Source organism: Mesorhizobium sp. B2-4-12 (assembly GCF_006441575.1).
Classification (GTDB): domain Bacteria; phylum Pseudomonadota; class Alphaproteobacteria; order Rhizobiales; family Rhizobiaceae; genus Mesorhizobium.
Genome location: NZ_VFVC01000046.1, coordinates 1 through 12,448, shown reverse-complemented (window position 1 = coordinate 12,448; position 12,448 = coordinate 1). Strand labels below are relative to the sequence as shown.

Below are 12,448 nucleotides of genomic sequence, written 5' to 3'. Positions count from 1 at the left end.
CGAGGATCGTCAGTCTGAAGATGGACCAAAATGGCCCACCGGCTGCTGTCAGGCATGATGAATTATTCCGACACATCCATCTCGGCAATCACCCCGTTCCTCAGCCTCGAGAACGTGCGCAAGACCTATCCGGGCGTCGTCGCGCTCGATGGCTTTTCGATGGAGGTGAGGCCTGGCGAGGTCATCGGCCTCGTCGGCGAGAACGGCGCCGGCAAGTCGACCCTGATGAAGATCCTCGGCGGCGTCACCACGCCGGACACCGGCACCATCACCGTCGACGGCACCGCCCACAAGGGCCTGAGCGTCGAAGGCAGCCTTGGCTCGGGCATTGCCTTCGTCCACCAGGAGCTCAACCTGTTCGAGAACCTCGACGTCGCCGCCAACATCTTCTTCGGCCGCGAGCCGCTGCGCGCCGGGCCGCTCAGGCTCGTCGACCGCGCCAGGCTGCGCGAGATGGTGGCGCCGTTGCTCAAGCGCGTCGGCGCCAATTTCTCCGCCGACACGCAGGTCGCCGACCTGTCGCTCGCCCAGCAGCAGATGGTCGAGATCGCCAAGGCGCTGTCGATCAAGGCAAGGCTGGTCATCCTCGACGAGCCGACCTCGAGCCTGCCGATCGCCGAGACCGACAAGCTGCTCGACGTCATCAAGGGGCTGAAGGCCGACGGCATCAGCGTCATCTTCATTTCGCACCGCCTGCACGAGGTCGAGCGTGTCGCCGATCGCGTCGTCGTGCTGCGCGACGGCATGCTGGCCGGCACGCTGGGCAAGCGCGATATAAACCATGACCAGATGGTCAAGCTGATGATCGGCCGCATGCTGAAGGAGCGCGAGAAGGCTTCCGAGGCCGCGCGTGCGCCGGGCGCCGTCGCCCTGTCGGCCAAGGCCGTCCGCACCCCCACCTATCCCGGCCGGCCGGTCGAACTCGACGTCAGGCGCGGCGAAATCCTCGGCCTTGCCGGCCTTGTCGGCTCCGGCCGCACCGAACTGGCACGCGTGTTCTTCGGCATCGACGGCTGCCTCGGCGGCACGCTCGAACTCAACGGCACGCCGCTTGTCCTGCGCTCGGCCGCCGACGCCGTCGCGCATGGCATCTTCCTGGTGCCGGAAGACCGCAAGCTCACCGGCATCCTGCTCGATTTGTCGATCGCGCAGAATATTTCGCTGCCCAATCTGCCGGCCCATGCGAAGCGATCGCTCGTGTCCGCAGGCGCCGAAACGGCAACCGCCGAAAAGCAGAAGAAGAATCTCGGCATCAAGGCGCCCTCGGTGCAGACCCGCACCGGCACGCTGTCGGGCGGCAACCAGCAGAAGGTCGTCCTCGGCAAATGGCTGGCTATGAACCCGAAGGTGATGATCCTCGACGAGCCGACGCGTGGTATCGACATCGGCGCCAAGGCGGAGATTTACGGGCTGATGCGCGCGCTCGCCGATGCCGGGGTCGCCGTGCTGATGATCTCCAGCGACATGGAAGAGGTGATCGGCGTGTCCGACCGCATCGCCGTCATGCATGAGGGCCAGATCTCGGGCATTCTCGACAAGGACCGGTTCAGCCAGGAAAACGTGCTGCTGCTGGCGGTGGGCAAGCAGCCGAAATAGTTTTTGCCTCGGGGTCGCGGAAGCGCGAGCTGCTCGGGCAAGCATTGGGGAGAAGACGATGAGCAAGAAAGATCTCGGCCTGCTGATCCTGATCCTGGTGGTCGGGGCCATCGTTGCCATCATCAACCCGCGCTTCCTGTTGCCGATCAACCTTGCCAACACCTCGAACCTGATCGGCCTGTTCGGCATCCTTTCCATCGGCCAGGCCTTTGTCATCATCACCGGCGGCATCGAGCTGTCGGTCGGTTCGCTGGTGGCGTTGCTGGGCACGCTGTTCATCGACTTCATCGCCGTGCGCGAACTCGACTGGCCGCTGGCCTTCGTGCTGATCATCGCATTGGGGGCCATTATCGGCCTGGTGCATGGCTGGCTGATCACGCGGCTCAAGCTGCAGCCCTTCGTCGTCACGCTGTGCGGCCTGTTGATATATCGCGGCGTCGCCCGCTTCTACACCGCCGACGGCACCGCCGGCTTCGCCTTCGGCCAGAACTTTCCGGAGCTCGAATTCCTCTCTGCCGGCCGCTCCTGGGGCGTGCCGAACTCCTTCTTCGCCTTGATCGTCATCGCCATCGTCATGTGGGTGGTGCTGCACCGCTCGGTGTTCGGCCGTTATCTCTACGCCATCGGCAAGAACGAGGAGGCGGCGAAATATTCGGGCATCCGCACCGGGCGCATCGTCATGGCGGCCTATGTCATCTGCGGCGTGCTGACGGCGCTGTCGGCGATCTATTTCGCCATGTACACGCGCTCGATCTCGCCGGCCAGCCACGGCCAGTTCTACGAGCTTTACGCCATCGCCGCGGCGGTGCTTGGCGGCTTCTCGTTGCGTGGCGGCGAGGGCTCGCTGATCGGCGTCCTCCTCGGCACCGTGCTGCTGCAGGAGTTGCAGAACCTCGTCAACCTGCTCGGCATTCCGTCCTCCCTCAACTTCGCGGTGATGGGTGGCGTTATCCTCATCGGCGTGCTCGTCGACCAGCAATGGGGCGTGTTCCGGGCCCGGCGGCGCATGATCGACGCCAGCCGCAAGACCATAGCTGGCGCGGCCGCTGAGTAACATCCCTGCCACTCTGCGCCGCGCTTGCCCGCACCTTGCGCGGCTGAGCCCGTCAGGCTTCAGCCGCGTGCCTGTCGGAGCTACCGGTTGGTCGCGCTTGCGGCGCGGCGAACGCTTTGCAACAGGATGGCGAGACAGCCGACCAGCAGCAACGCGCCGCCGAGCAACGGCGGCAGTGCCAGCAGCTTCACCGCCGCAAGCACGGCGGCCACCAGCACCAGCGCCAGCAGCGCCAGATTGCCGTCATCGACGAACATGCCGAAGAATTCCTTGGCGATAAGACGAATGACGTTCATCGGACGAGCCCTCCAGCGGCTGCGGGGTGGGTAATGCGCAACCAGCGCACCATGGCGAAGGACGCCACCGCGATGATGGCGAAGATGGCGAGCAGGGCGAGATCGGCGCCTGGCCAGTCGGCGCCGATGCCTTCGCCGGTCCAGAAGATGCCGAAGCTGGTCAGCATCAGACCGACCACGAATTTGAGTGCATTCTCCGGAACGCGCGCCAGCGGCCGGTGCACGGCAAGGCCGACAAGCATCACCAGGACGAAGGCCGCCAGCGCACCCAGGCTGGCGTAGAGCGTCTGCCCGTGCGCGGCACCGACGGCAATGACGATGAACACCACCTCGACGCCTTCGAGCAGCACCGCCTTGAACGACGCCAGACCGGCAAGATAGTCGGCGCGGCGGTCATTGGCCTGCCGGTTCAGGGCGGCGGTTTCCTTGGCAAAGGCCGCCTCCTCGTCATGCAGGGCGATCACGCCGACACTGCGCAGGATGGCCTTTCGCAGCCAGCGCATGCCGAACAGGATCAGCAGCACCCCAACAACGAACTGCAGCGTGGAGATCGGCACCAGCGCCAGCAGCGGGCCGAACGCCAGTACCAGGGCCGCCAGCACCGCCAGCGCCAGGGCGGCGCCGGTCAGGGCCGGGCGCCAGCTGCGTGTCACCCCGACCGCGAGCACGATGGTGAAGGCCTCGACGACCTCGACCAAGGAGGCGAGAAATGCCGCCGTGACCGTCGAGAGAATGGGTGTCAGTGTCTGCATGAAGGCGCCCTGTGTCTTCGTTTGATCATGAACTTTTGAAAGGCCGTTTCCACATTCGGCATCGTGGTTAGCATCACTATGCGGTCAGCACCACACAGCGCTCCGGCGGCAGCGAAAAAGCAAGCGAAGCGCCAACCGGCGGCGCTTCGGGCCAATCGAGCCGCACGCGGTGGGGGCCGAGGTCGACCGCCAGCCGCCAGCATCGGCCCTGGAAGGCGCTCGACAGAACCTTGCCCTGCAGACGGTTGTCCGGATAGGCGTTGGCCGGGCGTGCGTCTTCGGGACGGATGACGAGCATGCCGGCGCCAGGGCGTGCGCCCGGCGTGCGCACGGTTTCGGCGTCGCTCTCGGCGATTGTGAAGCGTTCGTCACGGACCTGTCCGTGAACGATCGAAAAGCCGCCGATGAAGCTGGCCACGAAGGAATCGGCGGGCGCCTCGTAGATCGCACGTGGTGTATCGAACTGGACGATCTCGCCTGCCCGCATGATGGCGATGCGGTCGGAGACCGCCATCGCCTCCGCCTGGTCATGCGTCACATAGACGACGGTGATGGCCTCGCGGCGCACCAGTTCCATCATCTCGATGCGCATATCCTCGCGCAGGGCCGCGTCGAGATTGCTCAGCGGCTCATCGAACAGCATCAGCGCTGGACGCGCCGCAAGGCAACGCGCGATGGCGACCCGCTGCTGCTGGCCGCCGGACAGTTCGGTCGGGTAACGATCCCTGTAGGGAGCAAGGCGGGTGACGTCGAGCGCGTGGGCGAGCCGCTGGGCGATGTCGCGATCCGAAAGCCGCTGTGAGCGCAGCCCGAAGGCCAGATTGTTGGCGACCGTCATGTGCGGCCACAGCGCATAGTCCTGGAAAACCATGCCGATCCGCCGCTTCTCGGCGGGGATGACCGACGTTTCGCTCCACACGACACGCCCGTCCAGCGTGATCGATCCGCTTTCGGGTTCGACCAGCCCAGCGATGATGCGCAGGAGCGTGGTCTTGCCGGAGCCGCTGGCGCCAAGAAGCGACACCACTTCGCCGGCATCGATCTTGAGATTGAGGTCGCTCAGGACCGGACGTCCACCGAGCGATTTGCAGATGCCGGCACAATGCAGGGAGGCGGTCATGACAAGGTTCCCGTTCTCGCGGCTTGACCGCTGCCCACGCCGGTATAGCCCACACTTCGACGCGGTTTGACGAACCGCCGAAGCGGGTACCAGACCAGCGCGGCACCGATGCCGGCGGCCGCCATGGCGACCAGCGCGATCGCCGATGCCAGCCCATCACGATCGTGGCTGAACAGTTTCAGGATGAGCGTCGGCGCCGGCGGCCCGCTCTGCGGAATGAGCATCTGCGAGATGGGCAACTCGAATACGGTGCGGATGAACGTCAGCAGAAAGGCCGTCACCACGCTCAGCAGCACCAGCGGCAAGGTGATCGCCAGCAGTCGCCGGATTGTCCCGACGCCATGCAGGCGCGCCGCGTCCGTCAGGCTCGGTGCCAACTGGCCGATGGCTGAAAGGATCACCACCAGACAGTAGGGAAGTGCTGCCGCGACATAGCCCATAACCAGCAGCGAGCCGTCGCCATAGTGGGGAAACGGCCAGTCGCGGAACCCCGGCAGGCGATTCCAGACCAGGATATAGCCGAAGCCGAGCACGATGCCCGGTATCGCCACCGATCCCAGCGACAGGCCGACGACGGCGCTGCGCAGCACCGGGCCCGCGCGATCGAGTTGCGCCGACAGGAGTAGGGCAAGCGAACTGGCGATAAGCGCCGTCAGCCCGGCGTAAAAGAGGCTGCGCAACAGGCCGTCATTGGCCGCGGTGTTCAGGCTGAGCGCCGCCACCACATTGGCACTGGTGAAGTTGCTCCAGATGAGCCCGTGACCCAGCGTCTGCGTCAGGGCGCGTGCCGCGATCGCGGCAAGCGGCAATGCCAGTGCGAGGAAAGCGATGGCCAGGGCCGCCGCCATGGCAAGCCAGCGCCACGCCCCGAGATTGTAAAGCCGGGCGGGCCTTGCGCGGCCGGAGATCAGGCGCGGGTCGGCGCGGCGGCGCAGCAGCCTGTCCGCCACCACGACGAGCAGCACAAGGCTGAGCAGGATGAGCGCCTGGGCGCCGGCGGCGGGAAAGTCGACGGGGTAGTCGCTGGCGGCGGCGTAGATGCCGTAGGTCAGCACGCCGAAATTCGACATTCTGGCGATGGTCGAGGCCAGGCCGAAGTCGGACAGCACCTCGGCGAAGGTGGCGATGAAGCTCAAGGCGATGGCCGGCGCCAGCAAGGGGCCGTTGATGCGGAGCCAGATCCTGAGTGGCGTGGCACCGGAGAGCCGCGCGGCATCCTCCAGTTCGCTGCCCAGGCCGGCGAGCGCGCTGCCGATGATGAAGGCGGCCAGCGGAAACAGGCTGAGCGTGTGGACAAACACCAGGCCGGCCAGGCCGAAAAAAGCCGAGCCCAGCGCGGCAGGCAGCAGCCCGAACTGCGCCAGGTAACCGCCGGAGGACATCAGCAGCACCCAGGCGAGCGCCTTGAGATAGGACGGCGTCAGGAAAACCAGCCACGGCACGATTGAAATCGCTGTCCGCCCCGGAATGTCGCAGCGCTGGACCAGGACCGCGAAGGCGCCACCCAGCGCCGTCGTGGTGCAGGCGACGAGCATGCCGAGTTCAAGCGAATGCAGGACAGAGCCCGCGACATAGGGCGAGTTGAAGACGCGGGCCAGCGGCTCGAAACTCAGGCCGCTGCTGGCATCTTGCGCGGCAAACAGGCCGGGCATGACCGCCTGAACCAGCACCAGGGCAAGCGGCAATCCGATCAGCAGGCCAAACACGGCGTAAACCGCAAGTGGACCGCCATAGCGGGCGAGCGACGACAGACGGCCCAGCGGCGGTTTTCTGGCGCCGGCGCCGCGGGCAAAAGCCGCGGCGCCGGAATGCTGGACGATCGTCATTTCCCGAACAGCCGGGTCACTGGACGAAATTGGCCTTATACCACTGCTTCCACTCGGTCTCGTGAGCGGAGGCCACGGCATCGTCGAGATGCGTGTAGGTGATGTTCGTTTCACGGCCCGGCTTGGCGTTGATGCCCTTGATGATCGGGATGTAGAAGAAGTCGGTATCGTCGCCATTCTGCATGGCGGCCTGGCCTTCGGCGCTGGTGACGAAGTCGATGAATTTCCGCGCCGCATCCATGTGCTGGGTCTTGGCGCTGATGCCGAGGCCCTGCGGCAGCGACACCGAACCTTCGCTTGGATAGACCGCGACGACGGGTTCGCCGGCGGCGATCTTCGAGAAGATGGCGCTGTCTTGATTGATGCCGACCGAGGCATCGCCGGTCAGCACCGCCTTGTTCACCTTGCCGCCGCTCGACAGGCCCGACAGGGACTTGTTGGTCAGCGTCTTGGTCAACAGGGCCTTCCCGGCGTCGAGGCCGTTGGTCTGAAAGAAGCCGGCCAGCCATTGATAGGCAGGGCCCGACAGATTGGGATCCTTGGCCGCGACCTTGCCTGCGAAGGACTGAAGATCGGCCCACGACTTGGGCAGCTTGTCGGCGGGTACTTTCTTGGTGTTGACCTCGATGGCCGTGGTGCTGGTGCCGGTCGGCAGGAAAGCGTGGCTCTGCGGGATCAGCGACTTGCCGAGATCGGTGAATGCCACCTTATCGTAGGCGGCAGCGGGAATGGCCTGCAGCACGTGGTCGGCCGCCATGCGCTCCATGACGGCGGAGCCGTCGAGCCAGACGATATCGAACTGCGGGTTGCTGCCTTCGGCAGCGATCTTGCCCAGCGTCTCGCCGGTGCTGCCAGGCTCGACGACGTCGACCGTGAGACCGGTCTTGGCCTGGAAGGCCTTGGCCACCGGGCCAGCGAAATCGAGCGCATCATAAAGCACGAGGTCTGATGCCGAAGCAGGTGCTGCGGCGGTCAGCGCGCTCAAGCCAATTGCGAAGCAGAAAATGGTACGGGCGTTCATCTTGTTCTCCAGTGGATTTCCCATGGGCATAGTAAGCCCCATTGTATCATGTACGAACAAATTGAATGTTTTGTGTCACGCGCAGGAGTTTCTAGCTTTTATTGTTATTATTCTTGCGGACGCCGCGCTTTGTCCATGCCTTGTCGATCGCCCCACGAACCGTGCTCAGCCGCTCGAGGGCATCAAAGGCGGCTTCGCTGTTTCGTTTCGCCAGCCCGATGATCATCGCTTCGATGAGCACGATCGTGCCGCCATGCATGGCCAGGTGATCGGCCTTGCCGCGCGGTATTGGCAGCGTCTCGGCCACCTTGCCGGACACCAGTGGAGCCAGATTGTCGCTGATGAGCACGACCGGGACATCGACCTGCCTGGCTTGTTCGAGAATGATCTCGACCTCGCGGTAGAGCGGCGCATAGGCCATCATCAGCACGGCGTCGCCCTTGGCGAGCCACAGCAGGCGGTCGGCGAGCGCAATTCCCGATACCGACAGCGCGCTGGTCGGCAGGCCAATCCGGTTGAATTGCAAACTGGCATAGTCGGCCATGGCGCCCGATGGACCGATGCCGAAGACATGGCGGCGATTGGCCTGCGCCAGAATGTCGATGCTGCGCTCGAACGCGGCCGCCATCTCCGGACGCTTCAGCACGTCGAGCACGCTCTCGTGGATGTCGATCACATGTCGCAATGCGCCGGCGCTGTCGTCGCCGGTCTCCTGCAAGGTGCGCGCCAGGCGCTTGCCGGGGGATGGCGTGCCGGTCAGGTCCGACAGCAGCATCTGGCGAAGCGCCGAGAGGCTTTCGAAGCCAAGCGAGCGCGCCGTCCTAACGACGGTGGCGTCGCTTGTGCCGGCCAATTCGGCGATCTCGGCCGCCGATCCCAGCAGGACGGACTGCTTCTGGTCGACGAAGAACCGCGCCATGCGCTGCTCGGCGGGCGGCAGATTTTCGAGCGCCGCCTGGACCCGGGCATCGACCGTCGCCTTCCGATCTTTCGAGGCATCATATGTCATGTCGGGCGGTCATTTTTCTGGCTGTAGCAATTGCAACGGGCGCCACCATCCGAAATGTCTATTACAAGGATGTGACAATGGCGGTCGGCCCAGGCGAACATGTCTGCCTGCCGAAAGACGAGCGGCCGCAAACCGCCGGAAGCGGCGGCCGTTGCCTCGTGAGGTGCGAAAATCGAGCTGTAGGGCGGAGGGCCTAGATCATGCCCGACATGTCGGAAAAGGCCATTGCCTTGCGCAGCAGTTCGGCGAAGCGCTCGCCAGCCGCCTCGCGCGGACCGCTGTTGTCGATCGTGGTGACGCCGGGACCGGACAAGGTCACATTGGCGCTGCGCGCCAGCCGGGCCAGCACTTCGCCGCGCGATTCCCGGCCGCGCATTGCCAGTCGCTCGGCCAGCACGTCAGGCGAAGCAGTGATCTCGACAATGGCCAGATTGGCGTAGCGCTCGCGCAAGGAGGGTATGATCGAACGCGACACGTTCGCCACCGCGACATGGCCATTGGCGACCGACCAGTCGACATCGGCGGGCAGGCCATAGCGCAACCCATGCGCCTCCCAGGAGATGGCGAAGGCGCCGTCAGCCTCGGCCTCGACAAAGGCGGCATCGGCCAGCGTGTCGTGATCCTCGCTCGCCGCATCGCTCGGCCTGGTGATGACGCGGCGCACGAATTCCAGCCGGCTCTCGTCGGCAAAAAGCGCGCGGGCGTAGCCGATCACCGTGTCCTTGCCGGCACCGCTTGGGCCTACGACCGCTACAAACACGCCATGGCGGATCGGGAACGTTTCGGCGGACAACTCACGCTCGATCAAGGCCGACACCATCATGCGACCCGGCGCCCCTGCCGCCATACGGTGCGCACGACCGGAACATGATCGTCGACGCGCACGCGCACCAGATCGGCGCGGCGGCCCTGTTCGATGATGCCGCGGTCGGTCAGGCCAACGGCTTCGGCCGGGTTTTTCGAAACCATGGCGACCGCCTGCGGCAGCGAAATGCCTTCGACCATGTCGCCGAGGAAGAAGGCGGACTGGATCAGGCTGAAGGGGATATAGTCGGATGACAGAATGTCGAGCAGGCCGTTGCCGGCCAGCGTGCGTGCCGAGACATTGCCCGAATGCGAGCCGCCGCGCATGACGTTGGGCGCGCCCATCAGCACGCCGAGTCCGGCGGCTTTCGAAGCCCGCGCCGCTTCCTCGGTGGTCGGAAACTCGGCGACCCGGACGCCTTGCTCGATCGCCTCGTCGACATGGCTTGTCGTCGCATCGTCATGGCTCGCCAGAACGATGCCGCGCTCATGGCAGGCCGCCGCGATGAAGACCCGGTTTGGGCCGGAATTGCTTGCCGATTCGCCCATTCGCTTCTCGCAGAATTTCTGGAAGTCCTGGTCGCTCAGCTTCAGCTTGCGCTGGTAATAATAGGCATAGGTCTCGAGATTGACGAACTGGCGCTGGCCCGGCGCATGGTCCATCAGCGACGCCAATTTCACCCGGTCGTCAGTCTCGAAATTGGCAAAGGCCCGCAGGCAGTCCGGCGCCGAAACTTCGCAACGCAGATGGATAAAGTGGTCGGCGCGCAGCCGGTCTTCCCGCACGCTGTCCTCGATCGCATCGGCGAGCTTGCGGATGTCGTCCGAGGTCAGGTCGGCGTCTTCATCCATGCCGACCCGCAAGGCGTCGAGCACGGTGGTGATGCCGGCGGTCGCGACCTGCGCGTCATGGGCGAGCACGGCCGCGATAGGGTTCCAGCGCACCTTCGGCCGCGGCGCGTAATGGCCCTCGAGATGATCTGTGTGCAGTTCGACCAGTCCCGGAATTATATAGTCGCCGCCCATGTCGTCGCCGGTTCGGGCAGCACCTGGATCGATGCCGGTGATTAAGCCGTCACGCAGCACCAGCGAACCCTCGACGATCTCGTCGGCAAGCACGATGCGGGCGTTGGAAAGAACAGTCTCGGCGGTCATTTCGGGCAGTCCTCGGTTATCTCCGGCCGGAGCTATTCCGGCAGGCGGTCAGGCGGTTTTTCTGGTCGGGCGCCGTCCCAGCGCGTGCTGCGAAAGCACCAGGAATGGCGCGCCTGGTTCGGGTTCGACGAACAGCGTCAGTCCATCCACCAGCACCGGCTGCCGAAGCACATCCGCGAACAGGCTGTCGATTGCCGCGCGCAGACGAGGGCTTTCCTGTGGCCCTGCCCGCCCGGACAGCGTCATATGAAAGCGGAACGTCTCGAAGACATAGGGGTAACCCCACTGGCAGAGATTGCGGAACTCGGCCGGCTTCAGCGAATCCGGACTGCGCCGTTCGATCTCGGCTTCGGTCAGGGGCGCACGGAACCGGTCGAAATCGCGCACGACGTCGTCGGCGAAGCGGTTGAGCGGCGGCAGCGGACCGTCCGGCACCAGCGCGAAAAAGCTGTCGATCTGGCTGACAACGAGACGCGGGATCGTCACCACCGGCGTCGCCTCGGCGAATTGGTCGAGTGCCGCGCGCAGCGAACTCTCTGTCTCGTTCACCGCAAGACGGAACGGGGCTTTCAGCGTCGCGTGGAAGCCATAGCGACGCGCCGAAGCGGTGTGGAAAGCAACTTCCGCCGCCGCAAGGTCGGCCACGGCCTCAACCGGCTTTGTCGCCGCGCCGAACGGGTCGCGGCCCAGCCAGTTGGCGGCGATCCGCGCCAGCGGTTCGTCCTGCCGGGGGGCGAAATAGATGGCATAACGCATGGCAAGTCCTCATCAGATCCGTTGCCATAGGTGATTTCCATGACGGATTGACGAAGCTTTGAAGGGTTTTCGAAGGCAAATCGCTCCTTCAGTTCCTTAGCCGACGATTTTTCCGAGCTGGACCAATAGCTTCACCGGTCCCGCCCCGATTCTCAGGCCTTCATCAACCATTCGTGCTCGGGGGCATTGTGGAATTTCCACGTCCGCTTTGGTCCGGCCATGACGTTGAGATAGTAGAGGTCGTAGCCGTGGCAGGCGGCGCAGGGGTGATAGCCCTTGGGCACCAGCACCACGTCGCCATCCTCGATCGCCATGGCCTCGTCCAGTGCGCGATGCCCATTCTTGTCGGCGTCGGTATAGACGCGCTGGAAGGCAAAGCCCTGCGGCGGGTTGAGGCGGTGATAGTAGGTTTCCTCGAGATAGGATTCGGCGGGCAGATTGTCCTGGTCATGCTTGTGCGGCGGGTAGCTCGACGTATGGCCGCCCGGCGTGATGACCTCGACCACCAGGAGTGAGTCCGCTGGCTTGCCTTCCGGCAGGATGTTGGTGACGTAGCGCGTATTGGTGCCCTTGCCGCGCACCTCCTGGCCGAGATCGTCCGGCCCGATCACCCGAACCGGCAACCGGCCGCCCAGGCCCGGCGCCGAGCAGACCGCCAGTTCCAGCTCGGTATCGGCCGTTACCGACCAGTCCGATCCCTCGGGAACATAGACCGACCACGGCTTGCCATCGAAGGGCGACATTCGCTCGCCGAGCACCCCAAGATCCTTGCCGCCGGCGGTGGCGGTGCCCTTGCCGGCCACGAACACCAGGCAGACCTCGCGATCGGCCGTTTGGCCCGAGGCACTTTCGCCCGGCTTCAGCCGATGCAGGTCGAAACCGACATACGTCCAGCCGGCGCTTTTCGGCGTCACGTGGGCAACGCGGCCATGGCCCTTGTCGGCCTTCACCAGCAGTTTCGACATTTTTGTCTCCTATTCCGTTGGCTTGAAGGATTCCCTGAAGCCAAGCCGCCTGTTTGAAAGGGTGCAGTGCTTCTAACTTCGTCATCCTAGGGCG

Annotated in this window: 12 protein-coding genes; 2 read left to right on the top strand and 10 right to left on the bottom strand. The window is 64.9% G+C overall.

The window, feature by feature from the left end; all coding sequences use genetic code 11:
- Positions 1-57: 57 nt before the first annotated feature.
- A complete protein-coding gene (locus FJ934_RS22730; protein ID WP_140612718.1) occupies positions 58-1,596 on the top strand; it encodes a sugar ABC transporter ATP-binding protein in 1,539 nt (512 codons plus the stop codon).
- 58 nt (positions 1,597-1,654) lie between these two features.
- Complete coding sequence (locus FJ934_RS22725) at positions 1,655-2,650, top strand: ABC transporter permease (protein ID WP_140612648.1); 996 nt, start codon at positions 1,655-1,657, stop codon at positions 2,648-2,650.
- 80 nt (positions 2,651-2,730) lie between these two features.
- On the opposite strand, the gene FJ934_RS22720 is transcribed toward FJ934_RS22725, so the two are convergent.
- The 10 genes from FJ934_RS22720 to iolB form a co-directional block, all read right to left on the bottom strand.
- Positions 2,731-2,946, bottom strand: a complete 216-nt coding sequence (locus FJ934_RS22720; RefSeq protein ID WP_140612646.1) for a hypothetical protein — start codon at positions 2,944-2,946, stop codon at positions 2,731-2,733.
- Complete coding sequence (locus FJ934_RS22715) at positions 2,943-3,698, bottom strand: COG4280 domain-containing protein (RefSeq protein ID WP_140612644.1); 756 nt, start codon at positions 3,696-3,698, stop codon at positions 2,943-2,945. Before FJ934_RS22715 ends, FJ934_RS22720 begins: the two co-directional genes overlap by 4 nt.
- A gap of 76 nt (positions 3,699-3,774) precedes the next feature.
- Positions 3,775-4,818, bottom strand: coding sequence for an ABC transporter ATP-binding protein (locus FJ934_RS22710; protein WP_140612642.1), 1,044 nt, complete (start codon positions 4,816-4,818; stop codon positions 3,775-3,777).
- The gene (locus FJ934_RS22705; RefSeq protein WP_181165733.1) at positions 4,815-6,644 is read right to left on the bottom strand and encodes an ABC transporter permease subunit; all 1,830 of its coding nucleotides are present in this window, start codon (positions 6,642-6,644) and stop codon (positions 4,815-4,817) included. Before FJ934_RS22705 ends, FJ934_RS22710 begins: the two co-directional genes overlap by 4 nt.
- A gap of 16 nt (positions 6,645-6,660) precedes the next feature.
- On the bottom strand, positions 6,661-7,665 hold the full coding sequence (locus FJ934_RS22700) for an extracellular solute-binding protein (RefSeq protein ID WP_181165732.1): 1,005 nt from the start codon (positions 7,663-7,665) through the stop codon (positions 6,661-6,663).
- Positions 7,666-7,756: 91 nt separating this feature from the next.
- Positions 7,757-8,674, bottom strand: a complete 918-nt coding sequence (locus FJ934_RS22695) for a MurR/RpiR family transcriptional regulator (RefSeq protein ID WP_140612636.1) — start codon at positions 8,672-8,674, stop codon at positions 7,757-7,759.
- Between the two features lie 193 nt (positions 8,675-8,867).
- Positions 8,868-9,497: a phosphonate metabolism protein/1,5-bisphosphokinase (PRPP-forming) PhnN gene (gene phnN, locus FJ934_RS22690; RefSeq protein ID WP_181165731.1), complete on the bottom strand. Its 630-nt coding sequence runs from the start codon at positions 9,495-9,497 to the stop codon at positions 8,868-8,870.
- Positions 9,494-10,633: an alpha-D-ribose 1-methylphosphonate 5-triphosphate diphosphatase gene (locus tag FJ934_RS22685; RefSeq protein ID WP_140612634.1), complete on the bottom strand. Its 1,140-nt coding sequence runs from the start codon at positions 10,631-10,633 to the stop codon at positions 9,494-9,496. The genes phnN and FJ934_RS22685 overlap by 4 nt, the downstream gene beginning before the upstream one ends.
- Positions 10,634-10,681: 48 nt before the next feature.
- Positions 10,682-11,389 carry a DUF1045 domain-containing protein gene (locus FJ934_RS22680; RefSeq protein WP_140612632.1) on the bottom strand — a complete coding sequence of 236 codons (708 nt, stop codon included), beginning with the start codon at positions 11,387-11,389 and terminating at the stop codon, positions 10,682-10,684.
- Between the two features lie 152 nt (positions 11,390-11,541).
- Positions 11,542-12,354 carry a 5-deoxy-glucuronate isomerase gene (gene iolB, locus FJ934_RS22675; protein ID WP_140612630.1) on the bottom strand — a complete coding sequence of 271 codons (813 nt, stop codon included), beginning with the start codon at positions 12,352-12,354 and terminating at the stop codon, positions 11,542-11,544.
- Positions 12,355-12,448: the final 94 nt, after the last annotated feature.

Excerpts from the sequence above, each read along its gene's own strand:
- FJ934_RS22720 (WP_140612646.1), bottom strand. The coding sequence starts at position 2,946 with ATGAACGTCATTCGTCTTATCGCCAAGGAATTCTTCGGCATGTTCGTC.
- FJ934_RS22730 (WP_140612718.1), top strand. The coding sequence starts at position 58 with ATGAATTATTCCGACACATCCATCTCGGCAATCACCCCGTTCCTCAGC.
- FJ934_RS22695 (WP_140612636.1), bottom strand. The coding sequence starts at position 8,674 with ATGACATATGATGCCTCGAAAGATCGGAAGGCGACGGTCGATGCCCGG.
- FJ934_RS22710 (WP_140612642.1), bottom strand. The coding sequence starts at position 4,818 with ATGACCGCCTCCCTGCATTGTGCCGGCATCTGCAAATCGCTCGGTGGA.
- iolB (WP_140612630.1), bottom strand. The coding sequence starts at position 12,354 with ATGTCGAAACTGCTGGTGAAGGCCGACAAGGGCCATGGCCGCGTTGCC.
- FJ934_RS22705 (WP_181165733.1), bottom strand. The coding sequence starts at position 6,644 with ATGACGATCGTCCAGCATTCCGGCGCCGCGGCTTTTGCCCGCGGCGCC.
- FJ934_RS22715 (WP_140612644.1), bottom strand. The coding sequence starts at position 3,698 with ATGCAGACACTGACACCCATTCTCTCGACGGTCACGGCGGCATTTCTC.
- phnN (WP_181165731.1), bottom strand. The coding sequence starts at position 9,497 with ATGATGGTGTCGGCCTTGATCGAGCGTGAGTTGTCCGCCGAAACGTTC.
- FJ934_RS22700 (WP_181165732.1), bottom strand. The coding sequence starts at position 7,665 with ATGAACGCCCGTACCATTTTCTGCTTCGCAATTGGCTTGAGCGCGCTG.
- FJ934_RS22725 (WP_140612648.1), top strand. The coding sequence starts at position 1,655 with ATGAGCAAGAAAGATCTCGGCCTGCTGATCCTGATCCTGGTGGTCGGG.
- FJ934_RS22680 (WP_140612632.1), bottom strand. The coding sequence starts at position 11,389 with ATGCGTTATGCCATCTATTTCGCCCCCCGGCAGGACGAACCGCTGGCG.
- FJ934_RS22685 (WP_140612634.1), bottom strand. The coding sequence starts at position 10,633 with ATGACCGCCGAGACTGTTCTTTCCAACGCCCGCATCGTGCTTGCCGAC.